This window comes from Affinibrenneria salicis, assembly GCF_008710095.1.
The window spans coordinates 152257-178164 of record NZ_VYKJ01000005.1 but is presented as its reverse complement, the minus strand read 5'-3'; the positions used below and the strand labels follow the sequence as shown (position 1 = coordinate 178164).

Genomic DNA, 25908 nt, shown 5'->3' with positions numbered 1-25908 from the left:
CAAGAGGAAGGCGCGCGTTTCCGGCAGGGGGCCGGAGCAGGGGGGGATTAGCGCAGGGCGTTCAGCGCGCTGACGACGCCGGCGCCGTAGGCGGGATCGACTTTGTTAAACAGTTCGATCTGGCGCTGCTGAATATATTCAGGCACCTGCGACAGTTCGCCGGCGATGCGTTGGAACATGCGCTGGTGCTCCTCTTCGCTCAGCAAATGAAACAGGGCGCGCGGCTGGCTGTAGTAATCATCGTCTTCGCGGTGGTTCCAGTGATCGGCGGCGCCTTCCAGCGTCAACGGCGGTTCGCTGAAATCCGGCTGCTGCTGGAATACGCCGAAGCTATTTGGTTCATAGGTGGCGCCGTTGCCGCTGTTGCCGTCCACCCGCATGGCGCCGTCGCGATGATAGCTATGGAACGGGCATTTGGGCGCATTGACCGGGATCTGGTGGTGGTTGACGCCCAGACGATAGCGTTCGGCATCGCCATAGGAGAACAGACGGCCCTGCAACATTTTGTCCGGCGAGAAGCTGATGCCGGGCACCACGTTGGCGGGGTTGAACGCAGCCTGTTCCACTTCTGCGAAGTAGTTGGCCGGGTTGCGGTTCAGTTCGAAATAGCCGACATCGATCAGCGGGTAGTCGCCGTGCGGCCAGACTTTGGTTAAATCGAACGGATTATAGGGCACCTGTGAAGCTTCGGCCTCGGACATAACCTGTATCTGCAGATTCCAGCGCGGGAAGTCGCCGCGTTCGATGGCGTCGTACAGATCGCGCTGCGAGCTTTCCCGATCCTTGCCGATCAGCGTTTCCGCTTCGTCATCCATCAGATTCTCGATCCCCTGCTGGCAGCGGAAGTGGAATTTCACCCAAAAACGTTGATTGTCTGCGTTGATAAAGCTGTAGGTGTGGCTGCCGAAGCCGTGAATATGGCGATAGGATTTGGGCAGGCCGCGGTCGCTGAAGTCGATGGTTAGCTGATGCAGCGCTTCCGGCAGACTGGAGAAAAAGTCCCATTTGTAGACCGGGTTGCGCAGGTTGGTATGCGGATCGCGTTTGACCACGTGGTTCAGGTCGGGAAATTTCAGCGGGTCGCGCAGGTAGAATACCGGCGTATTGTTGCCGACCAGATCCCAGTTGCCCTCTTCGGTATAGTATTTCATGGCGAAGCCGCGAATATCGCGTTCGGCGTCGGCCGCGCCGCGTTCGCCGGCCACGGTGGAAAAGCGGACCAGCATCGGCGTTTGCTTGCCCACTTCGGCGAAAATTTTCGCCCGGGTATAGCGGGTGATGTCGTGCGTGACGGTAAAGGTGCCGTGCGCGCCGGAGCCTTTGGCGTGCATCCGGCGTTCCGGGATCACCTCGCGATCAAAATGGGCCAGTTTTTCCAGAAACCACACGTCCTGCAGCAGCATCGGACCGCGTGGACCAGCGGTGACCACATTATTATTATCAACAACCGGGGCGCCGGCTGCTGTCGTCAGTTTTTGTTTGCTCATCATGTATTCCTTCCAGTGTAGACCTTTCGTTGTGCCAGTACCGGCGCGCTGGCGTCACGCTATTGTCCGGCGCTGCGCAATCGCCGACGGCGACGTTCAAACCTGCTTCGGGCAGCGGCTTGTTACTTCGGTCATCCGGTTTTCGACGCGACGGCGGCACGTCCGCCGGCCGCTCGCCGGCATGCTGAAAGCCCTTTGCGATAAGATGATGTTTCGCTTACCCCTTTCCCGCTTTCAGGTCGCCTGTTCGCGGCTTTTTCCCTGGGCGCAAGGTTAAGCAGGCTGCGAAGCGCGCCATTCCCTGAAAACCATAGGGGTATAATACTAATAGTCGTTGCAGGGCATTGTCGCCAATATGCCGTGCTTATTATTGATGGCCGCAGGCATCAGCAGGCTTTCGTCGCCGCGTATCTTTGTGTGAAGATGGGATTTGTCGCATGTTAGCGCGGCGACTTTCAGGTAACATCGTGCGGGATATTCGGCAATATTATCGTGAGGGTCGTAAAATGAAAAAAATCCTGTGCGCCAGCGCCGCCGCTCTGCTGCTGGCGGCCTTTTCCACTCAGGCGATTAGCCTTTCCGGCGAAGCGGGGCGTGACTACACCCATGTCGGGGCCGGCATGGGGCTGGGTATTCCGGGGTTGGGCGCCAGCGCCGGCTGGACGCACGGCGATAACAGCAACGATATTTACGGACTGGGGCTGCATTACCGGCTGCCTGTCGGTCCGCTGTCGTTGACCGTTGGCGGCAAGGCGCTGTATCTGAACCAGGATAAAGGTAAGGACGGCAGCGCCGTGGCGCTGGGCGGCGGGCTGGAATGGCCGATCAATCGCCTGTTTTCGGTCTATGGCGAAGGCTATTATGCGCCGGAAGCCTTTTCCAGCCACGTTGACCACTATGTGGAAGGCAAAGCCGGGGTGCGCTGGCATGCGCTGCCGCCGCTGACCGTCGACGTCGGCTATCGCTATATCAATCTGGCCGGTCAGGACGGTCGCGGAGACAACCGGGTGGCGGATTCCGCCTATGCCGGCGTCGCGCTAAGCTTTTAAGCGCGTTTGCGGGCGGTTGTGCGGGCGCGACGAGCGTCCGCCGCCGTTCTTTGCTGCCGGCCGCCTCTTTCTGCATCCGTCGGCAATTCCCGCCTTGTGCCGCGCCGACGGCGTCTCATCGGGCATTATTGCGCATCGGTGTCGTTGGCCGACACCGCTCCGAAGGGCGAAATCGCGATAAAAAACGTTGTTTGCGGCACAGAGTGATGGTGTTGTCGCGCCGGGCTTTCTGGAGTGAATATACTCGTCATACTTCAGCTCGTCGGTACGTTGGCCGCGCTCAATTATTCGCCCCGTTGCTGGTCCTTCCCCCCGCTGGGCCGCCGCCGGCATTCAAATCCGCTCTGACGGATTTATCGCCCGAATCGCATACCAGTGTAAGCTTATCGGGGTTAATGAGAGACATCCTGTCGCTCACCGCAGGCCCGCCGTTGGCTGATAAGTTTGTTGCCGACGAATTTGCCCCTCGCTTGCCGCGTTACGAGACGACTTTATGCGCCTCGCCCATAAATGGCCAGCGCGCGGCGTTGTTTAAAACGGTCGCGTTTTGTCCTGCGGCTCGAATTATTTAGAGTATAGAAAAAACAGTAAACAGGAGTGGTAATGCTTAGGGTTGAGATGTTGAGTACCGGAGATGAGGTTCTGCACGGGCAGATTGTGGATACCAATGCGGCATGGCTGGCGGATTACTTTTTCCATCAGGGACTGCCGTTATCCAGCAGAATGACGACCGGCGACGATCTTGACGCTCTGGTCAGCGCGCTGACTCAGCGCAGCCAGATTGCCGATGTTCTGATTGTTAACGGCGGGCTGGGTCCGACCAGCGACGATCTGAGCGCGCTGGCGGCGGCCACCGCCGCGGGCGACACGCTGTTCGAGCATCGCGAGTGGCTGGAACGTATGGAAAACTGGTTTCGCGAACGGGGTCGGGAGATGGACGCCAGCAATCGGAAGCAGGCCTGTATCCCCGCCGGCGCGGAAATGATCGATAACCCGGTCGGCACCGCCTGCGGCTTTGCTCTGCGTCTGAACAAGTGCCTGATGTTTTTTACTCCCGGCGTACCGTCCGAGTTCCGGGTGATGGTGGCGCAGCAGATTGTGCCGCGTCTGCGCGATCGCTATACGCTGAGCGCGCCGCCCGTCTGTCTGCGTCTTACTGTGTTTGGTCGTTCCGAAAGCGAGTTGGCCAGTCGGCTCGATCCGCTGCCTTTGCCGCCGGGCGTGGTGATGGGCTACCGTTCGGCCATGCCGATCATTGAGCTTAAACTGACCGGCCCGGCGCAACAGCGTGCGGCGATGGAAGATCTGTGGCGGCAGGTGCGCGAAGTGGCCGGAGAAAACACGATTTTCGAAGGCACCGACGGACTGCCGGCGCAGCTGGCGCAAAGTCTGCGGGCGCGTTCGCTAACGCTGTCCGTCAGCGAAGCGTTCAGCGCCGGGCTGCTGAACTGGCAGTTACGGAATGCCGGCGCGCCGCTGGCCGGCGGCGAGCTGCCGGCGCTTCAGCCGGAGGCGCTCTCCTCGCTGGCGCAGCGCGGTCAGGCGCTGGCGCAACGCCAGGGCAGCGATCTGGCGCTGGTGGTCGGCCCATGCGTTGACGATGCGTTGGGTCTGGCGCTGCATACGCCGCACGGAACTTTCGCTCAGCGTCTGCGTTTTGATCTGCGGCGCTATGAGTTGAAAACGCAGCAGGAGGTGGCGGCCATGCTGGCGATGAATATGCTGCGCCGCTGGCTGAATGGCTGGTCCGCCCATGGCGGGCACGACTGGATTTGCGCGCTGGAGACGCTGGACGACGCGCGCTAAGCGCGCCGCGCCCGCCCGCAGGCCGCCCAGTCGATGCGGCCTGCGCATCGTTTACAGTGCGGACGGAATAACGCTGACTTCGTGCTGAAAAACGTAAGGGTCGGAGATAAGCGCAAATTTTTCGTCATCCGGATAGGTGACCGCAATGTGATAATCCTCGCCGGCGAATTGCCTGACCGATTGCAGATCCTGCCAGTAAGTCGCCAGAAAGAAGTGCGCGTACTCCCCCTGTAATTCTTGCCGCACGAGGGCTGCCCGGTTTCCCGGGATCCCGCGCGCATGTTCAACGCCGGTGCGCTGCAGGTGGCGGGCGAATCCCTGCGCATGTTCTAACGGTACGCAGCCGTGCCAGGTTCTTACTATCATTTGTTCCCCATATCTATGCGTTTTTTATGAATATATACTCATTTTACGATAGCGGGCAAGCCAGAATAAGCGGTAGCCGGGGGGGGGGACGCGGTTGACGACGCGACAATATGGCGGCGGCGACAAGGGCGAGGTCGCTGAAGCGACGCCGGTCGGCGGCAAAGCGAAATATCGCCGGTGCGCGAAGGGCGAACCGGCGCCGGCCCGGAGGCGATAATCGCCGTCAGCGCGGGATGGCCGGATAGCGCTTCATTATCGGCCATTCCGCGCTGACGGAGAGATATTAATACAGCAGGGAGTAGAGCTGACGACGGTAGCGCGAGGCCAGCGCATCGCCGGTGCCGAGCGCGGCCAGAATCTCCAGCATCGTCTTGCGCGCGTTGCCGTCGGCGGCGGCCAGGTCTTTTTTCAGTTTGCCCAGCAACAGCTCCAGCGCTTCTTCGTTGCGTCCGACCTGATGTAGCTGCAGCGCCAGCTGCACCGCCAGTTCGGCATTGTCCGGATTTTGCCCGACCTGTTGCTGCAGCTGCTGGATTTCCGGCGTATCGGCCGCTTTCCTCAGCAGTTCAATCTGCGCCACCAGCCCCTGATAGCGGGTATCGCGATCCTGCAGCGGAATGGTGGTCAGGACGGTTTCCGCGTCGTCGCTGCGGTTAAGTTCGATCAGCACTTCGGCCAGCAGCAGGCCGATGTCGCTGCGCTGTTGACTCAACTGCCAGGCCTCGCGCAGCGGCACCAGCGCCTCGGTCAGCTTCTCTTCGCTAATCAACTGCTCCGCCTGCGCCAGTTTCAGATCTTCCTCTTTGGGCAATACCCGCTGCAGCAGTTCGCGAATAGCCTCTTCCGGCTGCGGTCCCTGGAAACCATCCAGCGGCTGACCGTCTTTAAACAGATAAACGGTGGGAATAGCGCGCAGACCGAACTGCGCGGCTACCTGTTGTTCGGCGTCGCAGTCGACTTTAGCCAGAATAAACTGTCCGGCGTACTCCTGGGATAGTTTGTCCAGCAGCGGCGTCAACTGCTGGCAGTGCGGGCTGCGCTCAGACCAGAAATAGAACAGAACCGGCAGCGTCATCGACTGTTCCAGCACCTGCTGCAGGTTTGTTTCGTTGATATCTATACTGTTTGCTTGTAGTGGCATGACATATTCTCTCATCCGTTTTGGCTATAAGTGGGGGCGAAATGCCTCACTTCAAGCCGGTTTCAGGAGCGGGTACGCAAAATAACATCAAGGCAGCGGCCTGGCAGCAGTCGCCGCAGGATGGATAAACTGTGCGCCACCAGCGTCACCGGATAGCGTAAGCGCGGGCGTGAACTTTCCAGCGCGTGGCGGAGTTTGGGCAAAATAGCCTCCGGCGGCAGGGTAAAGCGACGGGCGATGCCCGGATTGGTGACCGGATGCGCCGCCTCGGACTGGTTAACGTTATCAGTGAAGCGGGTGCTGATGGGCCCGGGCTCGATCAGACTGACGTGCAGGCCGCTGCCGTGCAGCTCCATGCGCAGCGCGTCCGACCAGGCTTCCAGCGCGAACTTGCTGGCCGCGTAGGCGCCGCGGCCCGGGGTGGCGACCAGCCCCATCACCGAACTGGTCTGAATAATGCGGCCTTCGCCGTGCGGCAGCATAGCGGGCAGCAGCAGCCGGGTAAGCTGATGGGTGCCGAACAGGTTACTGGAGAACTGTTGCTCCATCTGCCGGCGGGTGATGGTCTGCAGCGGGCCGTACAGGCCGAAGCCGGCATTGTTGAACAGGCCGTACAGTCGGTTGCCGGTCAGTTCGATAATTTGCGCGGCCGCCTGTTCCACGCTGCGATCGTCATCCAGATCGAGGAGGATGCCTTCCAGACCCTGTTGCGCCATGCGCGCGACGTCCTGCGGTCGTCGACAGGCGGCCAGCACCCGGAATCCGCGCTGATGCAGATCCTGGGCGGCGATCAGGCCGATGCCGCTGGAACAGCCGGTAATGAGAACTGCTTTTTGCATAACTTTACCTAATAAAAAAGCCCGCTTTATCAAGACTCGTGGTTAACTAATGGAGTCAGGCGTTGCCCCATCCAGTCCGCAATAAAGGGCTGGGCGTCGCGATTGGGGTGAATGCCGTCGTCCTGCATCCACTCTGGTCGAAGATACACCTGTTCCATAAAGAACGGCAGCAGCGGGATATCAAACTGCTGCGCCAGACGTGGATAGAGGGCACTGAACAGATCGTTATAGCGGCGCCCGTAGTTGGACGGCAGTTTGATCTGCACCAACAGCGGCTGAGCCTGCGCCTGTTTAATCTGCGTAATGATTTGCGTCAGATCCCGCTCAATATTTTGCGGCGGGAAGCCGCGCAGGCCGTCGTTGCCACCGAGTTCGACCAGCACCCAGCGCGGCTGATGTTGTTTTAGCAGCGCGGGCAGGCGCGCCAGCCCCTGAGCGGCGGTATCGCCGCTGATGCTGGCGTTGATGATTTTTGTGCCGCCGGGCGCGGCCTGCCATTTTTGATCCAGCAAGGCCGGCCAGGCGCTGGCTGCAGGCATGCGGTAGCCGGCGCTCAGGCTGTCGCCCAGCACCAGCAGGGTATCGGCGGCGACGGCGCGTAAACTGAATAATCCCAGCAGCAGAAAGGCGGAGATATGCCAGCGGAAAACATTCTTGAAGTTCATCATCTTAGTAAGCACGTTGGTCAGGGTGAGAATCAGCTTTCCATCCTTACCGGAGTTGAGCTGGTTGTCAAACCCGCTCAGACGATTGCGTTGATCGGCGAGTCGGGTTCAGGTAAATCGACGCTGTTGGGGATTCTGGCCGGTCTGGACGACGGTAGCGAGGGAGAGGTCGCGTTGCTGGGCGAGTCGCTCAACCGGCTGGACGAGGAAGGTCGCGCCGCGCTGCGCGCCCGCGACGTCGGTTTTGTCTTTCAGTCATTTATGCTGGTGCCGACGCTGAACGCGCTGGAAAACGTACAGTTGCCGGCGCTGCTGCGCGGCGACAGCGAACGCGATAGCCGCACCCAGGCGGAACAGCTGCTGCAGCAACTGGGGCTGGGCGCCCGTTTGCACCATCTGCCGGCCCAACTGTCCGGCGGCGAGCAGCAGCGAGTGGCGCTGGCGCGCGCCTTCAGCGGGCGGCCGCGCGTGCTGTTCGCCGATGAGCCGACCGGCAATCTGGATCGCAAAACCGGCGAGCGTATCGTTGAACAGCTGTTTTCCCTGAACCGGGATTTTTCCACCACGCTGATTTTGGTCACTCATGACGAACAACTGGCGGCTCGCTGCCAGCGGCGGCTGCGGCTGCTCGACGGAAAACTGCGGGAGGAAGCATGATCTGGCGCTGGTTCTGGCGTGAATGGCGCTCGCCTTCGCTGCTTATCGTCTGGCTGGCGTTGACGCTGGCCGTGGCCTGCGTGCTGGCGCTGGGGACGATCAGCGATCGTATGGAAAAAGGGCTGAGTCAGCAAAGTCGCGATTTTCTCGCCGGCGATCGGGTGCTGCGCGCTGCGCGGCCGGTCGACGAGAGTCTGCTGCAGAGTGCGGGCCGGCAGGGGTTGACGCTTAGCCGGCAGATATCCTTCATGACCATGACCTTCGCCGGCGATACGCCGCAGCTGGCGCGGGTGAAAGCCACCGACCAGCGCTATCCGCTCTATGGTCAGTTGCTGACCCGGCCGGCCAACCTGAAGCCGCAGCCGGGTACGGTGCTGGTGGCGCCGCGTCTGCTGGCTCTGCTCGATCTGAAGGTCGGCGATAATCTGGACGTCGGCGACACGTCGCTGCGCATCGCCGGCGAGTTGATTCAGGAGCCGGACGCCGGCTTCAATCCGTTCGAAACGGCGCCGCGCGTACTGATGAACCTGGCCGACGTGGAGAAAACCGGCGCGATCCAGCCCGGCGGCCGTATTACCTGGCGCTATATGTTTGCCGGCGATGCGCAGCAAATCGCCGCCTTCAGCGATTATATCCGCCCGCAGCTCAAACCGGATCAGCGCTGGTACGGTATGGAGGATTCCGACGGCGCGCTCGGCAAGTCGCTGCAGCGGTCGCAGCAATTTCTGCTGCTGTCGGCGCTGTTGACCCTGCTGCTGTCGATTGCGGCGGTGGCGGTGGCGATGAACCATTATTGCCGCAGCCGCTATGATCTGGTGGCGGTGCTGAAAACGCTCGGCGCCGGGCGCCGGGCGCTGCGCAGACTGATTATCGGGCAGTGGCTGTCGGTGCTGGCGCTGGCCGCCGTCGGCGGCAGCGCGGTCGGACTGATCTTCGAAGCCATTTTGATGAAAATGCTGGCGCCGGTGCTGCCGGCCGCGCTGCCGGCCTCGGGTCTGTGGCCGTGGCTGTGGGCGCTGGGCTCCCTGCTGCTGATTTCGCTGCTGGTCGGGCTGCGGCCGTATCGTCTGCTGCTCGCCACCCAGCCGCTGCGCGTACTGCGTCAGGATGTGACGGCCGACGTCTGGCCGCTGCGCTACTACCTGCCTCTGGTTGCGCTGATTGTGGTGGGGCTGCTGTTCGTGCTGTCCGGCGGCGGCTCGCTGCTATGGTCGCTGTTGGGCGGCATGGCGGTGCTGGCGCTGCTGCTCGGCGCCGCGGGCTGGGGCGGTCTGCTGCTGCTGCGCCGCCTGACGGTGCGTGATCTGGCGCTGCGGCTGGCGATTAACCGCCTGCTGCGTCAGCCGTGGGCGACGCTCAGCCAACTGGCGGCGTTTTCGCTCTCCTTTATGCTGCTGGCCCTGTTGCTGCTGCTGCGCGGCGATCTGCTTGAGCGCTGGCAGCAGCAGTTGCCGCCGGGCAGTCCGAACTATTTTCTGCTGAATATGACCGCGGAACAGATCCCGCAGGTGAAAGACTTTTTTGCCCGTCATCAGGTGCAGACCGATACTTTCTATCCGATTGTGCGGGCGCGCCTGACCGGGATTAATCAGCAGGTGGCGACGGAGGTTATTCATGAAGACGATCCGGGCGGCAACACCGTTAACCGCGAGCTTAGTCTGACCTGGCTCGACGGTCTGCCGGATCACAATCCGCTGGTGGCCGGCCAGGCGCCGAAAGCCGGCGAGGTTTCGATGGCGCAAAACGCAGCGGAGGATCTGGGCATTAAACTGGGCGATAAGCTGACCTTTACCGGCGACACGCAGCCGTTCAGCGCCACCGTTACCAGTTTCCGTCAGGTGGACTGGGAAAGCCTGCGGCCCAATTTCTTCTTTATTTTTCCGCCCGGCGCGCTGGATAACCTGCCGCAGTCCTGGTTGACCAGCTTCCGCTATGAAGGCGATGAGCAACTGATTACCCAGCTCAACCGCCAGTTTCCCACCCTGACGCTGATGGATATCGGCAGCATTCTGCGCCAGGTTGGTCAGGTGCTGGCGCAGGTGGGTCTGGCGCTGGAAATCATGGTGGTTCTGGTGCTGGTCTGCGGCGTGCTGCTGCTGCTGGCGCAGATTCAGGTCGGCATGCGCCAGCGGCGCCAGGAGCTCATGGTCTACCGTACGCTGGGGGCCGGGCTGCGTCTGCTGCGCCGTACGCTATGGAGCGAGTTCGCCGCGCTGGGGCTGGTGTCCGGGCTGGCGGCGGCCATCGGCGCGGAGGCGGCGCTGTGGCTGCTGCAGCGTAAGGTATTTGACTTTCCCTGGCAGCCGAGCCTTGCGCTGTGGCTGTTGCCGCCGATCTGCGCGCTGCTGCTGTCGCTGTGCGGCGGCTGGTTGGGCGTGCGTCTGCTGCGCGGCAAGGCGCTGTTTCGTCGCTACGCCGGCTGATGTCCGTCCGGGCCTTCGCTCGTCTCGCAACGGGGCGGACGAAGGCTTTCGGCCTCAGGTTGTCAGCCTTGCAGCCCGTTCTCAGTCGTTGGGGCAGGGCCGCCGGCGCCGGTCACGGTTTTGTGCTTCGCCAGATACTGATGCTGGAAGATACACATACGGATGGTATTACGGTACTCGCCGTTGATAAAGAATTCGTGGATAAGTTCGCCTTCGACCTCAAACCCCAGTTTGCTGTAGATATGAATGGCCTTGTTATTTTCTTTATCGACGATTAAATACAGTTTGTACAGATTGAGGACGGAGAAGCCGTACTCTATCGCCAGCCGGGTCGCCTGGGTGGCGTAGCCGTGGCCCTGCCAGCCCGGATCGATAATGATCTGCAGTTCGGCGCGGCGGTGAATGTGGTTGATCTCCACCAGCTCCACCAGCCCGATGCGGTTCTGGTCGTGTTCGATAATAAAGCGGCGTTCGCTCTGGTCGTGGATGTGTTTGTCATACAGATCGGACAGTTCGACAAAGGCTTCGTACGGTTCCTCGAACCAGTAGCGCATTACGCTGGCGTTATTGTCGAGCTGGTGAACGAAGGCCAGATCGTCCCGCTCCAGAGGACGTAATCTGACGCTGCTGTTGGCGCACATGGGTTGTTCCTTATACAAAAAATCAGTGCGGCCAGTATATAGTCCTTTCGGACGGCGTGCAGCAGGGGATGGTCGCGCGACGTTAGCCGGGGCGGCGAATCGCCGCTTCGCCCCGCGTGCGCAGAGTGGTGCGCCAGCGGGGGGCAACCGGCGCGCCCCCGCGTTCGCAGAAGATTAATGGTGACTGTCGTCGCCGCAGCCGCCGCCCCAGTTTTTCAGTTTCGACGTTTTGCCTATACCGGGGTTGAGGCTATTGGTCGGGTCGTTGTGCTGATAAAAGGCTTTCAGCTGGGGTTTGGCCTGATACAGGTGGCCGACGTTATGCTCGGCCGGGTATTCCGCGCCGCGCTGGTCGAGCAGCGCCAACATTTTTTCCTTCAGTTTATGCACGTCCACGCCTTTCTTCACGATGTAATCCTGATGGAACACGTGGCACATAAAGTGGCCGTAGTACAGCCGGTGAACCAACATATCGTCGAATTCCGGCGGCAGATGCTCGAACCATTCGCGGTCGTTGCGCCGCAGGGCGATATCCAGCGGCAGGATGTTTTCCACCTCTTTGCTGTGCACCGCATGGTAGCGGATGGCGGCGCCGGCCGCGGCGAAGCGGTGCAGAAAGGCCTTCGCGCCTTCTTGCTGGCTGCAGACGAAGAATTCGCCGTCGGCATCGCGGAAGTACTGCTCCAGCCAGCGGCGCGCCTCTTCAATTCCGTCGCCGGCCATTTTCAGCATCAGGTGATGTTCGAAACGATCGCGGTAAGCTTTCATCCGGTCCGGCAGTTGAGAGGGCAGCAGACGGCTGAGCAACTGCATGGTGCGATCCACCAGGTGCGAAGGCAGAAACGGCACTTTACCGAATAACGCGTCCATGCGGCCCTTCAGGTTGAAGAACATCGGCATCTTATCGGTGCCCAGTTTATCAATCATGATGAAGGTATCTTTACCGTAAATTTCGGCGATGTTGAATATATCGCGGTGCAGGTATTCGCCGGCTACCGGCAGGTTCTTGAAACTGGACAGAATATGCCGACGCAGCTCGGTCAACACCTGCGGTTGGTTGGTGCCGATGTAGAACACCTGCTGGGATTTCTCCGCCGGAAAGGTATCCAGACGAACGGCGAACACCGCCAGTTTGCCGGCGCAGCCGGCGGCTTCGAACAGTCGGCGTTCGTCGGCGTTAAAACGCGAGGGCGTATCCGCCTCCACGTCGCGCACGCGTTCGACATATTCATGGTCCGATGCCTGGCGCTCGTCCCAGACCACATCCTGCTCGCCGTATTGCTGCTGCTCCAGACGAGTCAGGATCTCTTCCGGCGAGTCGCCCAGACTGATGCCCAGATGATTAATCAGTTCCGCCTTGCCCTGTTCGTTAACTCGTCCGTACAGCGCCATCTCCGTGTAGGCCGGGCCGCGATGGACCAGCGAGCCGCCGGAGTTGTTGCAAATGCCGCCGACCACTGAAGCGCCGATACAGGAGGAGCCGATCACCGAATGCGGCTCGCGTCCGAACGGTTTCAGCACCCGTTCCAGATGCCACAGGGTGCTGCCCGGCAGCGCCACCACCTGACGGCCTTTATCCAGCAGTTGCACCTTATCCAGCCGCAGGGTGTTAATGATGACGATTTCGCGATCGTAGCCGTCGCCGTTCGGCGTCGAGCCTTCCGTCAGACCGGTATTGGCCGCCTGCATCAGCACGATGCGGTCGGCCTCGATACAGGCTTTAAATACCCGCCACTGTTCAATTAACGAAGCGGGAAACACCACCGCCAGCGCGTCGCCCTGACCAGAGCGGAACCCTTTGCGATAGCGCTCCGTTTTCTGTTTATCGGTCAGGATGTGGGATTTGCCGACGATATGAGTCAGGGTCTGAAGCAGCGTCTGGGCGTTAACCGGGGAGGTCACGGGATTTGCATAGTCCTGCATGGAAGTCTGTCCTGTCAATTAATCCGATGATTACGCTAAAAGCATAGCGTCTATTTTGTATCTCGCTAACCGCATACCCGTTCTGTGGTCAGCTTTCATCGCGTCTTTCGCCCGGTCAGGGGCGGTGAGGCGCCGTTTTCCCGCGCGTGTTGTTGGTGCGATAAAAGGAGATGTTTTGTATAACTGACATGTAAGTCGCGATACCGACGGCTATCCTGAGCGGCGCGCGGCGTTAAGCGATGGGAAAGCGCAATGCGGTTGCGTCAGGCAATGCCGCGTTATCGGGGGAGAAAAGCAAAGCGAGCGGGGGGGAGGAATCAGCCCGCGGGCGGGCTGATGTATCAGACTATTCGGCGGCGTAGCCCTGCGGCGGAATGCGCACGCCGTCCAGCCAGGCCTCATTATCGCGCATGCACAGGCGACCTTCCATAAACCAGTTTACCACGATCGGATAAATGGTATGTTCCTGCGCCTTAACGCGCTGTACCACCTCGTCTTCGTTATCATCGGCGAAGATCGGCACTTTAGCCTGCAGGATCAGCGGCCCGCCATCCAGTTCGTCGGTGACGAAATGGACTGAGGTGCCGTGTTCGCGATCGCCGTTGGTCAGCGCCTGGCGATGGGTATGCAGACCGGGATATTTCGGCAGCAAAGACGGGTGGATGTTGATCAACCGATCGGCGAAGCGGGCGACAAACTGCGGACTGAGAATCCGCATGTAGCCCGCCAGCACCACCAGATGCGGCTGGTACTGGTCAATCTGGTCGGCCAGCGCCGTATCGAACGCTTCCCGGTCGGCAAAGTCGGCCGGCGCCAGCGCGAGGCTGTCGATGCCGGCCTCCTGCGCGCGTTGCAAACCTGGAGCCCCGGCATCATTGCTGATGACCGCGGCGATTTGTCCGCGAATGCGGCCGCGTTTGCAGGCGTCAATCAACGCCTGCAGGTTACTGCCCTGACCCGAGATCAGTACGACCATGTTTTTCATTACTTAATAACCACTGCGTCTCCGGCGCCTGCCTGAGAAATGACGCCGATTTTCCATGCTGTTTCGCCGTTGCTGTTGAGTAACGCTACGGCTTCGTCCGCCTGTGCGGCCGGCAGGGCGACGATCATACCCACGCCGCAGTTAAATGTGCGATACATTTCGTGACGGCTGACGTTGCCGGCCTGCTGTAGCCAGTCGAATACCGCCGGCCACTGCCAGCTGGATTCGTCGATTGTGGCCTGCATGCCGTCCGGCAGCACGCGCGGGATGTTTTCCCAGAAGCCGCCGCCGGTCAGGTGGCAGAGGGCGTGAACGTCTACCTTTTCGATCAGCGACAGCACGGATTTAACATAGATGCGGGTTGGCTCCAGCAGGTGGTCGGCCAGCGGTTTGCCCGCCAACTGCTGTTCGGCCGGGTCGGTCTGGCTGACTTCCAGAATTTTGCGCACCAGCGAGTAGCCATTGGAGTGCGGGCCGCTGGAGGCCAGCGCGACCAGGACATCGCCCGGCTGGACCTTGCTGCCGTCGATGATGTCGGCCTTTTCCACCACGCCGACGCAGAAGCCGGCCACGTCGTAATCTTCGCCGTGATACATACCGGGCATTTCAGCGGTTTCGCCGCCGACCAGCGCGCAGCCGGACTGTTTACATCCTTCGGCGATGCCGGTAATCACGCTGGCGGCGGTGTCCACGTCCAGCTTGCCGGTGGCGTAGTAGTCGAGGAAAAACAGCGGTTCAGCCCCCTGAACCACCAGATCATTCACGCACATGGCTACCAGATCGATACCAATCGTGTCATGGCGTTTTAAGTCCATCGCCAGACGCAGCTTCGTACCCACACCATCCGTGCCGGAAACCAGAACTGGTTCACGATATTTTTGTGGCAAAGCACACAAGGCGCCGAAACCGCCCAGCCCGCCCATGACTTCCGGGCGGCGGGTTTGTTTCACTACACCTTTGATGCGATTTACTAATGCGTTGCCAGCATCAATATCCACACCTGCGTCTTTATAACTGAGAGAGGTCTTGTCGGTCACTGCGGAATCCCCACGGAGGTTTCGATAGGAGGTTAAATAATGGAGCGGGCTAATTCTAACAGCGTGGGCAAACGTTTGCGAGCGGTGCGTGGCCCACGATTTATTTTTTGTCATCGGCCATAATTTCCGGCAGCGGTTGATCTGGATCAGCCTAAAACATATGGCATCGGTCAAAAAAACGTTATAATCCGGCGATTTTTTTGGCCGGCCAACTGCCGCAGGGGAGAAAAATAATGAAGATCGTTGAGGTGAAGCACCCACTTGTCAAACATAAACTTGGCCTGATGCGTGAGAGTGAAATTAGCACCAAGCGTTTTCGTGAACTGGCGTCGGAAGTCGGCAGTCTGCTGACCTATGAAGCCACCGCTGATTTGGCCACCGAAAAAGTGACCATCAATGGCTGGTGCGGGCCGGTCGAAGTTGATCAAATCAAAGGCAAAAAAATTACCGTGGTGCCGATTCTGCGCGCCGGGCTGGGCATGATGGAAGGCGTGCTGGAAAACGTGCCCAGCGCGCGCATTAGCGTCGTGGGGATTTACCGCAACGAAGAGACGCTGGAGCCGGTGCCCTATTTCCAGAAGCTGGTGTCCAATATTGAAGAGCGCATGGCGCTGGTGGTGGACCCGATGCTGGCGACCGGCGGTTCGATGATCGCCACGATCGATCTGCTGAAGAAAGCAGGTTGTCAGAGTATTAAGGTGCTGGTGCTGGTGGCTGCGCCGGAAGGGATCGCAGCGCTGGAAAAAGCGCATCCCGACGTGGAGCTGTACACCGCGGCCATCGATAAGGGGCTGAACGAGAAGGGCTATATCATGCCGGGTCTCGGCGATGCCGGCGATAAGATATTCGGCACCAAATAAGCTCGCTGCCGGCCGCTGGGTCGGCTTTTTTTTGCCGGATACTTAGCGCGGCGCGCAAAAGGCCGGCTTATTTTTGTCTTTACGATTACAGAGGATATCGACATGACCCGGCGCACCATCGGCGTAAGTGAACGGCCCCCGCTGCTACAAACCATCCCGCTGAGTTTCCAGCATTTGTTCGCGATGTTTGGCGCCACGGTGCTGGTTCCTATTCTGTTTAAAATCAACCCGGCTACCGTACTGCTGTTCAATGGCGTGGGCACGTTGCTCTATCTGTTTATCTGTAAAGGCAAAATACCCGCTTATCTCGGTTCCAGCTTCGCCTTTATCTCGCCGGTGCTGCTGCTGTTGCCTCTCGGCTACGAGGTGGCGCTCGGCGGCTTTATTCTGTGCGGCGCGCTGTTTTGTCTGGTCGCGCTGATCGTCAAAAAGGCCGGCACCGGCTGGCTGGATGTACTGTTTCCTCCGGCGGCGATGGGCGCCATCGTGGCGGTGATCGGGCTGGAGCTGGCGGGCGTGGCGGCCGATATGTCCGGTTTACTGCCGGCCGACGGCGTTTCGGTCGACGGCAAGAGCGTGACGATCGCGCTGGTCACGCTGGCGGTGACGGTGCTGGGGGCGGTGCTGTTTCGCGGATTTCTCGCCATTATTCCTATATTGATCGGGGTGCTGGTAGGTTATGCGCTGTCCTTTTTCATGGGCGTGGTGGATCTGACGCCGGTGGCGCAGGCGCACTGGTTTGCCCTGCCGACGTTCTACACGCCGCGCTTTGAATGGTTCGCCATGCTTACTATCCTGCCGGCGGCGCTGGTGGTGATCGCCGAGCATATCGGCCATCTGGTGGTGACTGCTAATATCGTCAAGAAGGATTTGATTCGCGATCCGGGTCTGCATCGCTCGCTGTTCGCCAACGGCGTGTCGACCATGCTGTCCGGTTTCTTTGGCTCCACGCCGAATACCACTTACGGGGAAAATATTGGCGTGATGGCGATTACCAAAGTGTACAGCAGTTGGGTGATCGGCGGGGCGGCGCTGCTGGCGATTCTGCTCTCCTGCGTGGGCAAGCTGGCGGCCGCCATTCAGGCGGTGCCGGTGCCGGTGATGGGCGGCGTATCGTTGCTGCTGTACGGCGTGATCGGCGCGTCGGGCATTCGCGTATTGATTGAATCAAAGGTCGATTACAATAAGGCGCAGAATTTGATTCTGACCGCGGTCATCCTGATCATCGGCGTAAGCGGAGCCAGGGTACACCTGGGGGCGGCGGAACTCAAAGGCATGGCGCTGGCCACTCTGGTCGGAATCGGCCTGAGCCTGCTGTTTCGGATCATCAGCCTGGTGCGCGACGAGGACGAAACGGACGGAGAAACGGAAAAGGAAATGGCCGGTCGTTAACCGTTCGGCGCGTGACGCTGCGCCCTGCGGGGCGGCTCGCCGCGCGCTTGCCGATTCAACAGCGGCCGGTTTCTGTGATAAACTTGTTGCGTTATTCCGTCAGTATCACAAGAGGTGCATCTGAACACACCGGCACAGCTTTCACTGCCACTCTATTTGCCCGATGACGAGACCTTCGCCAGTTTCTATCCGGGAGGAAATCCGTCTCTGCTGGCGGCTATTCAAAACGCGCTTCAGCAGGAACACGGAAGCTATATTTACTTCTGGTCGCGCGAGGGGGGCGGGCGCAGTCATTTGCTGCACGCGGCCTGCGCCGAGCTGTCGCGGCGCGGCGAGGCGGTCGGCTATGTGCCGCTGGATAAGCGCGCGTATTTTGTCCCCGAAGTGCTGGACGGGATGGAGCAACTGGCGCTGGTGTGTATCGATAATATCGAGGCCATCGCCGGCGACGAGCTGTGGGAAATGGCGATGTTCAATTTGTATAATCGCATTCAGGAAACCGGCCGCACGCGTTTATTCATCAGCGGCGATCGGCCTCCGCGCCAGCTTAACCTGCAACTGCCGGATCTGGCCTCCCGGCTGGACTGGGGGCAGATCTATAAGCTGCAGCCGTTGTCGGATGATGAAAAAGGCGTGGCGCTGCAGCTGCGCGCGAAGCTGCGCGGCTTTGAATTGCCGGAGGACGTTAGCCGTTTTCTGCTGAAGCGGCTGGATCGTAAAATGCGCACTCTGTTCATGACGCTCGATCAGCTCGATCGCGCCTCAATTACGGCGCAACGCAAGCTGACCATTCCGTTCGTCAAAGAGATCCTCGATCTGTAAGATCAAAGAATCTGCAGCACATTCTCCGGCGGGCGCCCGATGCGCGCCTGTTCACCGCGCACCGCAATCGGCCGCTCGATCAGCTTCGGGTGGCTAACCATCGCCTGAATCAGCTGCGCCTCGCTCAGCCCTGCGTCGGCCAGATTCAACTGTGTATACAAATCTTCGTTGCGGCGCATCAGATCGCGAGCGCCGCTCAGACCCAGCATGGCGATCAGTTGCGTCAGCGTGGCGGCATCGGGCGGCGTTTGCAGATAAAGAATGACCTGCGGTTTAACGCCCTGTTGCTCCAGCAGCGCCAGCGCGGCGCGGCTTTTGGAACAGCGAGGGTTGTGGTAGAGCGTGACTTGCTTCATGTGCGATGTCCTTAACCGGGCGGCGGCGATCAGGTTTTTTCATACTGCCGGAAACGCTGCTGCAACAGACGCAGCTGATCGATGCGCGCGTCGTAACGCGCCTGTTCCAGACTGCCGAGCTTCGACTGCGAACTGGCGTTGCCGAGCAGGCGGATCGCCTGATCGAGCTGGCCGTCAAGCGCCAGACTTTCGGCGCGGGCCGCCAGCTCTTCGGCGCGCCCGCCCTGTGCGGCCGATGCCTGGGCCAGCAGATCCCAGCCGTTCGGATCGTTGGGGTTGGCGTAAGTGTAACGGTGCAGAATCCGCATGGCCGCCGCCGGCTGCTTGCCTTCCACGTAGGCGTTGGCCAGATTGAGCTGCAGCACCGGGCTGTTCGGCTGCCCGCTGACTTTCTCCAGACGGGCGATGGCCTGCGCGGCGCGCTGCTGACCGAGATCGATATCGGTCATCAAATCGAGAAACCAGACGTTGTTCGGCTGCGCGCTTAGCAGCGGCTGCAGCCTGGCGCGCGCGTCGTCATACTTCTTCGCCTGATAAAAGCGAATCGCCTCGCCGTATTTGGCCGCCAGCTGCTCGCGCGCGTTGCCTTTTGACCAGTTATTGATTAGCTCATCGGTTAACGGAGCGTTTTCCGAGCCGTACATGCCGAAGACCCGCGCTTTGGCCAGCAGGAAATCCTGCGAGGACTGAACCGGCACCGGCTGCATCTGGTTGGCGCGGTTGCGCGAGTCGGACAGCCGGCTTTCCGGCAGCGGGTGGGTCAACAATATTTCAGGCGGTTTAGACGAATAGCGCGAGCGCTCGGCCAGCTTCTGCATAAAATCCGGCATGGCCTGCGGATTAAATCCGGCGCGCTGCAGAACCTGAATACCGATGCGGTCGGCTTCCTGTTCATTGCCCTGGGTGAAGCTGATCATTCCCTGCTGCGTCCCGGCCAGCGTGGTGCTGAGCGCCGCCATCCCGGCCTGCGGATTGGCCATCGCCAGCAGAATCGAGCCCAGCGCACCGACCCACGTCAGCGGCGCGCTGGCGCGCTGGGATTCCATCGCGCGCGCCAGGTGGCGCTGGGTCACGTGGGAAATTTCATGCGCCAGCACCGACGCCAGTTCGCTTTCGTTATCGGCATAGCGAAATAGCCCGGAATGGATGACCACGTTGCCGCCAAAGAAAGCGAAGGCGTTGATCTCGTCATTGCGGATAAGATAGAAATGAAACGGTGTGCGTACCGAGTCGGCATGCCTGACCAGCCGGTCGCCCAGCTGGTTGATATATTGCGTTAGCAGCGGATCGTTAATGAGTGGCGCGCCGGCGCGCAGCTGGCGCACGTAAAAATCGCCCATCGCCAGCTCCTGATTGATGCTGAGCGTGCCGCCCGCGGTGGTGCCGATATCGGGTAAGCGATCCTGCACATCGGCGCGGGCGAGGGGCAGCGCCACGCCCGCCAGCGCGCTGGCGATCAATGCAACCATAACCGCTTTTCTTATCCGGTCAGACATAGCGTACGATAACCTTATCTCTCTTCGATCTGCATGCTCAGGTTGCAGACGCGTATTTTTCCGTCTGCGTTCCGCCGGCGTTAACCGGCGCCAGGGGTGCGTTAATTCTCATCCCCGACGCTATTGAGTATAAGCGGTAAACAGCGTTTCCATCCGCCGTCCATCTTAGCCATCCCGGGCGCACAATGAAACACGGGGTGTGTAAATGCGCGCTCAACCGCACGTAATTCGGGCGCGGCGCAGGTAACGAACAGCGACGGGGAATGACGGTTACCGCCCGGCGGGCGGTAACCCGATAAGGCAGCGGCGGGCAGCGTTACTGCGTGGCGCTTTTCAGATAGTTCAGCACGATGTCGTGGTGATTGCTGGTTTTGAAATCATCAAACACTTTTTCCACTTTACCATCGGTTCCGATCAGAAAACTGATGCGATGGATGCCGTCATAGGTTTTGCCCATGAAGGTTTTTTCACCCCAGACGCCGAACTGCTGCGCCACCTGATGGTCTTCATCGGCCAGCAGGGTAAAGTTGAGCAACTCTTTTTCCGCAAAACGCGACAGCTTCTCAGGTTTGTCGGTGCTGATACCCAGCACGTCCACGCCGGCCTTTTTCAGTTCATCCATATTGTCGCGCAGACCGCAGGCCTGCACGGTACAACCGGGCGTCATCGCTTTGGGATAGAAATACACCAGCACTTTCTGTCCCTGGAAGTCGGTTAAATTTACCAGCTCGCCGTCCTGATCGGGCAAGCTAAATTTCGGTGCAATATCACCGGCTTTCAGTGGGCTCATGGTTGATCTCCCTCTTTTTCTTCATGCTGTGGATAGTTCACAACGCTAATACTGCCTTGTGCGTGCAGTTCTGTACATAGCTGATAAAAGGCTTGCTCAATAATTGAACCGTTCAGCCGCGCCGGGCTGTGCGCGGTAATCTGAATGTACAGCTGCGGCGGTTCGTGCTCGGCCGACGGCTGCGTTTTGGAAACCAGTTCGGCGATGCTCAACTGATAGGAATCAAACAAGTCGGTAAACCGTTCGATCAGGTGGGGCGAATCGGCAACGTCCACTTTTACTCTGACGGTTGACGGCATCGGCGGGGCGGCGTGCGAGCGGGTGCGCTTCATCACGATCAGCAATTCCAGTTCGGCGCCCTTTAGCGGCAGCGTGGATTCAATCAGCGTGATCGCGTTCCAGCTACCGGACAACAGCATAATAAAGGTAAACTCTTCGCCGAACATAGCAAGGCGGCTATCTTCGATATTACAGCCACAGCTGCTGACGTGGCGGGTAATGGTATTCACTATGCCTGGACGGTCAACGCCCAGCGCGGTGATAACCAGATAGTGTTGTGGTGCGTTCGGCAAAATTATGCTTCCTGTACGGCTTCTCCAGGGTAACATGGTAAACATAAAAAAAACCGCCCGCCAGCGCTTACAACGTGGGCGGTACGCTTGCTTTTGTATAGACGTCAAAAGTACCATAAATGACTTGTTTGTGGAGGAGATGGTCAATGTTTACGGGAAGTATTGTGGCGTTGGTTACGCCGATGGACGCGAAAGGCGCCGTCGATCGCGCGAGCCTGAAAAAACTTATCGATTACCATGTCGCCAGCGGCACGTCGGCGATCGCATCGGTTGGTACCACCGGGGAGTCCGCCACCCTGAGTCATGATGAGCATGGCGATGTAGTCATGTTGACGCTGGAACTGAGCGACGGCCGCATTCCGGTTATCGCGGGAACCGGCGCCAATGCAACGGCCGAAGGTATTTCGCTGACCCAGCGCTTTAACGACAGCGGCGTGGTCGCCTGCCTGACCGTAACGCCGTACTATAACCGGCCGACCCAGGAAGGCCTGTACCAGCACTTTAAAGCGATTGCCGAACACACCGATCTTCCCCAGATCCTCTACAATGTGCCTTCCCGCACCGGATGCGATCTGCTGCCGGAAACGGTCGCGCGTCTGGCCAAATTACAGAATATTATCGGGATCAAAGAAGCCACGGGGAACTTAAGTCGGGTAAGTCAGATCCAATCACTGGTTGACGAAGATTTCATTCTGCTAAGCGGCGATGACGCCAGCGGTCTGGACTTTATGCAACTGGGCGGTAAGGGCGTAATTTCCGTGACGGCCAACGTCGCCGCGCGCGAGATGGCTCAGATGTGCGAGCTGGCGGCTCAGGGTAACTTTGCCGAAGCGCGTCTTCTGAACCAGCGTTTGATGCCGCTGCATAAAAACTTGTTTGTCGAACCCAACCCGATTCCGGCCAAATGGGCCTGTAAGGCGTTGGGACTGATAGCGACCGATACGCTGCGCTTGCCGATGACTCCGCTGACCGAACAGGGCAGTGTGGTCGTAGAACAGGCGATCAGACAGGCCGGTCTGCTGTAACCGTTAGGAGAATTAATGACTTATTCCGTGCAAAAGTCGATGGTGGCAAAGGTGGTGGGCGTCTCTCTGGTGATGCTGCTGTCCGCCTGTTCCAGCGACCAGCGCTACAAGCGCCAGGTCAGCGGCGACGAATCCTATCTTGACGTTCCGGCGCCGAAAGCGCTGCAGACGCCAGCCGGTATGATCCTGCCGGTGCAAAACGGCGATTATGATGTTGCCGCCGCCACGCAAAATGGCGCGACCGGCAAGGCGCTCGATATTCGTCCTCCCGTACAGTCATTGGCTTTGTTGAATGGTTCCCGGGCGCAGTTCGCCGGCGATACGGCAACGCTGCTGCTGGAAAACAACGCGCAAAACAGCCAGCTCTGGTCGCAGATTAATCGCGTGGTGCAGGAAAAAGGCTTCCCGGTCGCCAGCCGTCAGGATGGCAACCAATCGCTGACCACCGACTGGGTGAAATGGACGCGTGAGGATGAAGACTTCCAGTATCAGGGCCGCTATCAAATTACCGTTCAGCAGCAGGGGTATCAGCAGGCGCTGAGCGTCAGGCTGTTGGCTCTGCAGCAGCAGGATAAGTCGGTCAGCGACCCGGTGCAGATCCAGCGCTATACCGGGGTGATGCTCAACACGCTGACGGAGAGCCTGGATAAGCAGGCCACCCTGCGTGAGAATGCGCTGGCCAATCGCAGCGCCGGCGCGCTGGATGTGCAGAGCGGCGCCGACGAAACCGGTTTGCCGTTGCTGATTGCGCGCGCGCCTTACACCGTGGTGTGGGAGCGTTTGCCCGCCGCGCTGCAGCGAGTGGGGATGACCGTTAACGATCGCAGCCGCCCGCAGGGCACCGTGGCCATAACCTACCGTGCGCCGGGCAGCGACAGCTGGGAGGCGCTGGGCGCCAGAGATCCGCAGCTGACCAACGGCGATTATAAACTGCAGCTCGGCGATCTGGATAACCGCAGCAGCCTGCAATTTACCGACTCGAAAGGGCGCACGCTGACTCAGTCGCAAAATGACGCGCTGGTGGCGGTGTTCCAGGCGGCGTTTAGTCAAACCCGCACTACACACGAGTAATACCAGGGGGCCGCGGCCCCCTTTTTGACTGTTGGCCGCGGATATATACCCACTCGCCTGCGGGCGAGCGGGTCATTCGCTGGCTGTTCATTACCCGCTCCGCGCATGCCTGTCCAGGCTGCGGCCGTACGGCGCGGTGGAACAGCGGGGCAAACAGCCGCAAGGGGACCACGGCGCCGTTCAGATTTTACCCTCTCTTAAAGAACGATTGTTACTGGAGTAAGCACATGCAAAAGCTAGCTGAGTTGTATCGCGGAAAGGCGAAAACGGTCTACACCACGCAGGATCCGGACCTGCTGGTGCTGGAATTCCGCAATGATACGTCAGCACTGGATGGTCAGCGCATTGAGCAGTTTGAGCGTAAAGGGATGCTGAACAACCGCTTCAACCATTTCATTATGAGCAAACTGGAAGAAGCCGGCATTCCAACCCAGATGGTGCGCCTGCTTTCCGATACCGAAGTGCTGGTGAAGAAGCTGGACATGGTGCCGGTGGAGTGCGTGGTGCGCAATCGCGCCGCCGGTTCTCTGGTAAGGCGCCTGGGTATTGAAGAAGGTCAGGTTCTGAATCCGCCGCTGTTTGATCTGTTCTTGAAGAACGATGCTATGCACGATCCGATGGTGAACGAATCTTACTGCAAGACCTTCGGCTGGGTGAACGAACAACATCTCGCGCGCATGAAAACGCTGAGCTATAAAGCCAACGACGTGCTGAGCAAAATTTTTGATGACGCCGGTCTGATCCTGGTGGACTTCAAGCTGGAGTTCGGCCTGTTCAAAGGCGAAGTGGTGCTGGGCGATGAGTTCTCGCCGGACGGCAGCCGTCTGTGGGATAAAGCCACGCTGAACAAAATGGATAAAGATCGCTTTCGCCAGAGTCTGGGCGGCCTGATCGAAGCCTATGAAGAAGTTGCTCGTCGTATCGGCGTAAAATTAGACTAACGGCGCAATCGTTTTCGTCGCTGGTTATTATCTGGTACCTGCCCGGGGCGTGATTCACTCTGCGCCCCCTCGTCGTTTTTTCTGCGTTATTTTCTGCTGTTGTGCTATTTCCCCGCTTTTTTATGGCATTCGTACGTCTGGATCGCTACGATCGGTGCAAACAGATCGTCGGGAGGAATGATGCGTTGGCAAGGGCATAGAGAGAGCGACAATGTGGAGGACCGCCGCGGTCAGTCGGGCGGGGGCGGGGGGATGCGTATTCCGCTGCGTGGCAAAAGCGGACTGGTGCTGCTGATTATCGTGCTGGTGGCCGGCTATTACGGCGTCGATTTAACGCCGTTGCTGAGCGGCGAGCCGATGTCCGGTCAGCCGGGCACCAGCCGCAACGTTAGCCCGCAGGACGAAGAAGCGGCGAAGTTTACTTCGGTGATCTTCGCCATGACGGAAGAGACCTGGCAGGAACAGTTTAACCGGATGGGCAAAACCTGGCGTGCGCCAGGGTTGGTGATGTACGACGGAGCTACCGTCACCGGATGCGGCGCCGGTCAGTCGGCGGTGGGGCCGTTCTACTGCCCGGCCGACCGTAAAGTGTACATAGATCTGTCGTTTTATCACGATCTGAAAATGAAGCTCGGTGCGGACGGCGATTTTGCCCAGGGCTATGTGATCGCGCATGAAGTGGGCCATCACGTGCAAAACTTACTGGGTATTGAAGCGAAAGTCCGGCAGATGCAGCAGGGCGCGTCACAGGCGGAAGTCAACCGTCTGTCGGTGAAAATGGAACTGCAGGCCGACTGTTTCGCCGGCGTCTGGGGGCACAGTATGCAACGGCAGGATATTCTGGAGCCGGGCGATCTGCAGGAAGCGTTAAACGCCGCCGAAGCGATCGGCGACGATCGACTGCAGCAGCGTAGTCAGGGGCGCGTGGTGCCGGAAAGCTTTACCCACGGCAGCGCCGCGCAGCGCTACGGCTGGTTTAAGCGCGGCTACGATAGCGGCGATCCCGCGCAGTGCGATACTTTCGCCGTCCGTTAACGTCGGGTTCGCCGCCCGCGTCATGATGCCTTGAGCCGGGTTATATAAAATCAAACAGAGAGCACCCATGTCCGCTTTGGATCCAACATTATTAATTTTACTGGGGCTGGCCGCGCTGGGCATTATCAGCCACAACATGACCGTCACTTTGGCTATCCTGTTTCTGCTGGCGATACGTATCACCCCGCTGAATCAATATTTTCCCTGGGTGGAAAAATACGGTCTGACCATCGGCATCGTCATTCTGACCGTTGGCGTGATGGCGCCGATCGCCAGCGGTAAAATTACCGCCAGCGACGTTATTCACTCTTTCCTGCACTGGAAATCGCTGCTGGCCATTTTGATCGGCATTGGCGTCTCCTGGCTGGGCGGGCGCGGCGTGGCGTTGATGAGCAATCAGCCTGCGGTGGTGGCCGGGTTGCTGATCGGCACGGTGATGGGCGTCGCGCTGTTTCGCGGCGTTCCGGTCGGTCCGCTGATTGCGGCGGGGCTGCTGTCGCTGTTGATTGGTAAAGGCTGAAGCGTGCGC

The 25908-nt window shown here is 59.6% G+C and carries 25 protein-coding genes; 12 read left to right on the top strand and 13 right to left on the bottom strand.

The annotated features are described in order from the left end of the window. Positions 1-47: 47 nt before the first annotated feature. Positions 48-1487, bottom strand: a complete 1440-nt coding sequence (locus tag FJU30_RS11945; protein ID WP_191091591.1) for a catalase — start codon at positions 1485-1487, stop codon at positions 48-50. A 506-nt stretch (positions 1488-1993) separates the two neighbouring features. Here FJU30_RS11945 and FJU30_RS11940 point away from each other — a divergent pair. Both FJU30_RS11940 and FJU30_RS11935 read left to right on the top strand, forming a co-directional pair. Next, positions 1994-2536 carry a YfaZ family outer membrane protein gene (locus tag FJU30_RS11940; protein WP_150435191.1) on the top strand — a complete coding sequence of 181 codons (543 nt, stop codon included), beginning with the start codon at positions 1994-1996 and terminating at the stop codon, positions 2534-2536. A 603-nt stretch (positions 2537-3139) separates the two neighbouring features. Beyond that, positions 3140-4342: a nicotinamide mononucleotide deamidase-related protein YfaY gene (locus FJU30_RS11935; protein WP_150435190.1), complete on the top strand. Its 1203-nt coding sequence runs from the start codon at positions 3140-3142 to the stop codon at positions 4340-4342. Between the two features lie 51 nt (positions 4343-4393). Here FJU30_RS11935 and FJU30_RS11930 read toward each other — a convergent pair whose 3' ends face one another. The 4 genes from FJU30_RS11930 to tesA all read right to left on the bottom strand — a co-directional run bounded on the left by FJU30_RS11930 (position 4394) and on the right by tesA (position 7353). Then, positions 4394-4708: a hypothetical protein gene (locus FJU30_RS11930; RefSeq protein ID WP_150435189.1), complete on the bottom strand. Its 315-nt coding sequence runs from the start codon at positions 4706-4708 to the stop codon at positions 4394-4396. 283 nt (positions 4709-4991) lie between these two features. Further along, on the bottom strand, positions 4992-5849 hold the full coding sequence (locus FJU30_RS11925) for a co-chaperone YbbN (protein WP_150435188.1): 858 nt from the start codon (positions 5847-5849) through the stop codon (positions 4992-4994). A 62-nt stretch (positions 5850-5911) separates the two neighbouring features. Next, complete coding sequence (locus FJU30_RS11920; RefSeq protein WP_150435187.1) at positions 5912-6688, bottom strand: SDR family oxidoreductase; 777 nt, start codon at positions 6686-6688, stop codon at positions 5912-5914. A gap of 29 nt (positions 6689-6717) precedes the next feature. Continuing rightward, positions 6718-7353 (bottom strand): multifunctional acyl-CoA thioesterase I/protease I/lysophospholipase L1, encoded by a 636-nt coding sequence (gene tesA, locus FJU30_RS11915; protein WP_191091590.1) that lies wholly within the window; start codon positions 7351-7353, stop codon positions 6718-6720. Between tesA and ybbA the strand changes: the two genes are divergently transcribed. Together ybbA and ybbP are read left to right on the top strand one after the other, a co-directional pair. Continuing rightward, positions 7324-8010: a putative ABC transporter ATP-binding protein YbbA gene (gene ybbA, locus FJU30_RS11910; RefSeq protein ID WP_150435185.1), complete on the top strand. Its 687-nt coding sequence runs from the start codon at positions 7324-7326 to the stop codon at positions 8008-8010. The two genes, tesA and ybbA, sit on opposite strands and share 30 nt — an antisense overlap. Continuing rightward, positions 8007-10433 carry a putative ABC transporter permease subunit YbbP gene (gene ybbP / locus FJU30_RS11905; RefSeq protein ID WP_150435184.1) on the top strand — a complete coding sequence of 809 codons (2427 nt, stop codon included), beginning with the start codon at positions 8007-8009 and terminating at the stop codon, positions 10431-10433. The genes ybbA and ybbP overlap by 4 nt, the downstream gene beginning before the upstream one ends. 62 nt (positions 10434-10495) lie before the next feature. On the opposite strand, the gene speG is transcribed toward ybbP, so the two are convergent. The 4 genes from speG to purM all read right to left on the bottom strand — a co-directional run bounded on the left by speG (position 10496) and on the right by purM (position 15019). Then, entirely contained in the window at positions 10496-11074 is a 579-nt protein-coding gene (gene speG / locus FJU30_RS11900) for a spermidine N1-acetyltransferase (protein WP_150435183.1), read from the bottom strand. Positions 11075-11248: 174 nt separating this feature from the next. After that, complete coding sequence (dld, locus tag FJU30_RS11895; protein ID WP_150435182.1) at positions 11249-12997, bottom strand: D-lactate dehydrogenase; 1749 nt, start codon at positions 12995-12997, stop codon at positions 11249-11251. Between the two features lie 346 nt (positions 12998-13343). Continuing rightward, positions 13344-13982 carry a phosphoribosylglycinamide formyltransferase gene (gene purN, locus FJU30_RS11890; protein WP_150435181.1) on the bottom strand — a complete coding sequence of 213 codons (639 nt, stop codon included), beginning with the start codon at positions 13980-13982 and terminating at the stop codon, positions 13344-13346. Beyond that, positions 13982-15019: a phosphoribosylformylglycinamidine cyclo-ligase gene (purM, locus tag FJU30_RS11885; RefSeq protein WP_150435180.1), complete on the bottom strand. Its 1038-nt coding sequence runs from the start codon at positions 15017-15019 to the stop codon at positions 13982-13984. Before purM ends, purN begins: the two co-directional genes overlap by 1 nt. Before the next feature lie 233 nt (positions 15020-15252). Between purM and upp the strand changes: the two genes are divergently transcribed. The 3 genes from upp to hda all read left to right on the top strand — a co-directional run bounded on the left by upp (position 15253) and on the right by hda (position 18093). After that, a complete protein-coding gene (gene upp / locus FJU30_RS11880; protein ID WP_150435179.1) occupies positions 15253-15879 on the top strand; it encodes a uracil phosphoribosyltransferase in 627 nt (208 codons plus the stop codon). Positions 15880-15981: 102 nt separating this feature from the next. Further along, positions 15982-17271 carry a uracil permease gene (gene uraA / locus FJU30_RS11875; protein ID WP_150435178.1) on the top strand — a complete coding sequence of 430 codons (1290 nt, stop codon included), beginning with the start codon at positions 15982-15984 and terminating at the stop codon, positions 17269-17271. 114 nt (positions 17272-17385) lie between these two features. Then, positions 17386-18093, top strand: coding sequence for a DnaA inactivator Hda (hda, locus tag FJU30_RS11870; RefSeq protein ID WP_150435177.1), 708 nt, complete (start codon positions 17386-17388; stop codon positions 18091-18093). 2 nt (positions 18094-18095) lie between these two features. Here hda and arsC read toward each other — a convergent pair whose 3' ends face one another. The 4 genes from arsC to FJU30_RS11850 all read right to left on the bottom strand — a co-directional run bounded on the left by arsC (position 18096) and on the right by FJU30_RS11850 (position 21307). Further along, positions 18096-18449, bottom strand: coding sequence for an arsenate reductase (glutaredoxin) (arsC, locus tag FJU30_RS11865; RefSeq protein ID WP_150435176.1), 354 nt, complete (start codon positions 18447-18449; stop codon positions 18096-18098). Positions 18450-18478: 29 nt separating this feature from the next. Further along, positions 18479-19945: a beta-barrel assembly-enhancing protease gene (gene bepA / locus FJU30_RS11860; RefSeq protein WP_150435175.1), complete on the bottom strand. Its 1467-nt coding sequence runs from the start codon at positions 19943-19945 to the stop codon at positions 18479-18481. 316 nt (positions 19946-20261) lie between these two features. Beyond that, a complete protein-coding gene (bcp, locus tag FJU30_RS11855) occupies positions 20262-20735 on the bottom strand; it encodes a thioredoxin-dependent thiol peroxidase (protein WP_150435174.1) in 474 nt (157 codons plus the stop codon). After that, positions 20732-21307, bottom strand: a complete 576-nt coding sequence (locus FJU30_RS11850; RefSeq protein WP_150435173.1) for a glycine cleavage system transcriptional repressor — start codon at positions 21305-21307, stop codon at positions 20732-20734. The genes bcp and FJU30_RS11850 overlap by 4 nt, the downstream gene beginning before the upstream one ends. Positions 21308-21453: 146 nt before the next feature. On the opposite strand from FJU30_RS11850, the gene dapA reads away from it, so the two are divergent. The 5 genes from dapA (at position 21454) to FJU30_RS11825 (ending at position 25899) form a co-directional block, all read left to right on the top strand. Further along, positions 21454-22332 carry a 4-hydroxy-tetrahydrodipicolinate synthase gene (dapA, locus tag FJU30_RS11845; protein ID WP_150435172.1) on the top strand — a complete coding sequence of 293 codons (879 nt, stop codon included), beginning with the start codon at positions 21454-21456 and terminating at the stop codon, positions 22330-22332. A gap of 15 nt (positions 22333-22347) precedes the next feature. Continuing rightward, positions 22348-23403, top strand: coding sequence for an outer membrane protein assembly factor BamC (gene bamC, locus FJU30_RS11840; protein ID WP_150435171.1), 1056 nt, complete (start codon positions 22348-22350; stop codon positions 23401-23403). A 227-nt stretch (positions 23404-23630) separates the two neighbouring features. Then, entirely contained in the window at positions 23631-24344 is a 714-nt protein-coding gene (gene purC, locus FJU30_RS11835) for a phosphoribosylaminoimidazolesuccinocarboxamide synthase (RefSeq protein WP_150435170.1), read from the top strand. 180 nt (positions 24345-24524) lie between these two features. Then, complete coding sequence (gene ypfJ / locus FJU30_RS11830; RefSeq protein ID WP_150435338.1) at positions 24525-25379, top strand: KPN_02809 family neutral zinc metallopeptidase; 855 nt, start codon at positions 24525-24527, stop codon at positions 25377-25379. Positions 25380-25446: 67 nt separating this feature from the next. Then, the gene (locus FJU30_RS11825; RefSeq protein WP_150435169.1) at positions 25447-25899 is read left to right on the top strand and encodes a DUF441 domain-containing protein; all 453 of its coding nucleotides are present in this window, start codon (positions 25447-25449) and stop codon (positions 25897-25899) included. Positions 25900-25908 lie beyond the last annotated feature (9 nt).

What these genes read in the sequence shown, in the direction of transcription:
- FJU30_RS11945 (WP_191091591.1), bottom strand. Translation starts at nt 1,487, where the DNA reads ATGAGCAAACAAAAACTGACGACAGCAGCCGGCGCCCCGGTTGTTGAT.
- FJU30_RS11940 (WP_150435191.1), top strand. Translation starts at nt 1,994, where the DNA reads ATGAAAAAAATCCTGTGCGCCAGCGCCGCCGCTCTGCTGCTGGCGGCC.
- FJU30_RS11935 (WP_150435190.1), top strand. Translation starts at nt 3,140, where the DNA reads ATGCTTAGGGTTGAGATGTTGAGTACCGGAGATGAGGTTCTGCACGGG.
- FJU30_RS11930 (WP_150435189.1), bottom strand. Translation starts at nt 4,708, where the DNA reads ATGATAGTAAGAACCTGGCACGGCTGCGTACCGTTAGAACATGCGCAG.
- FJU30_RS11925 (WP_150435188.1), bottom strand. Translation starts at nt 5,849, where the DNA reads ATGCCACTACAAGCAAACAGTATAGATATCAACGAAACAAACCTGCAG.
- FJU30_RS11920 (WP_150435187.1), bottom strand. Translation starts at nt 6,688, where the DNA reads ATGCAAAAAGCAGTTCTCATTACCGGCTGTTCCAGCGGCATCGGCCTG.
- ybbA (WP_150435185.1), top strand. Translation starts at nt 7,324, where the DNA reads ATGCCAGCGGAAAACATTCTTGAAGTTCATCATCTTAGTAAGCACGTT.
- tesA (WP_191091590.1), bottom strand. Translation starts at nt 7,353, where the DNA reads ATGAACTTCAAGAATGTTTTCCGCTGGCATATCTCCGCCTTTCTGCTG.
- ybbP (WP_150435184.1), top strand. Translation starts at nt 8,007, where the DNA reads ATGATCTGGCGCTGGTTCTGGCGTGAATGGCGCTCGCCTTCGCTGCTT.
- speG (WP_150435183.1), bottom strand. Translation starts at nt 11,074, where the DNA reads ATGTGCGCCAACAGCAGCGTCAGATTACGTCCTCTGGAGCGGGACGAT.
- dld (WP_150435182.1), bottom strand. Translation starts at nt 12,997, where the DNA reads ATGCAGGACTATGCAAATCCCGTGACCTCCCCGGTTAACGCCCAGACG.
- purN (WP_150435181.1), bottom strand. Translation starts at nt 13,982, where the DNA reads ATGAAAAACATGGTCGTACTGATCTCGGGTCAGGGCAGTAACCTGCAG.
- upp (WP_150435179.1), top strand. Translation starts at nt 15,253, where the DNA reads ATGAAGATCGTTGAGGTGAAGCACCCACTTGTCAAACATAAACTTGGC.
- uraA (WP_150435178.1), top strand. Translation starts at nt 15,982, where the DNA reads ATGACCCGGCGCACCATCGGCGTAAGTGAACGGCCCCCGCTGCTACAA.
- arsC (WP_150435176.1), bottom strand. Translation starts at nt 18,449, where the DNA reads ATGAAGCAAGTCACGCTCTACCACAACCCTCGCTGTTCCAAAAGCCGC.
- bepA (WP_150435175.1), bottom strand. Translation starts at nt 19,945, where the DNA reads ATGTCTGACCGGATAAGAAAAGCGGTTATGGTTGCATTGATCGCCAGC.
- bcp (WP_150435174.1), bottom strand. Translation starts at nt 20,735, where the DNA reads ATGAGCCCACTGAAAGCCGGTGATATTGCACCGAAATTTAGCTTGCCC.
- dapA (WP_150435172.1), top strand. Translation starts at nt 21,454, where the DNA reads ATGTTTACGGGAAGTATTGTGGCGTTGGTTACGCCGATGGACGCGAAA.
- bamC (WP_150435171.1), top strand. Translation starts at nt 22,348, where the DNA reads ATGACTTATTCCGTGCAAAAGTCGATGGTGGCAAAGGTGGTGGGCGTC.
- purC (WP_150435170.1), top strand. Translation starts at nt 23,631, where the DNA reads ATGCAAAAGCTAGCTGAGTTGTATCGCGGAAAGGCGAAAACGGTCTAC.
- ypfJ (WP_150435338.1), top strand. Translation starts at nt 24,525, where the DNA reads ATGCGTTGGCAAGGGCATAGAGAGAGCGACAATGTGGAGGACCGCCGC.
- FJU30_RS11825 (WP_150435169.1), top strand. Translation starts at nt 25,447, where the DNA reads ATGTCCGCTTTGGATCCAACATTATTAATTTTACTGGGGCTGGCCGCG.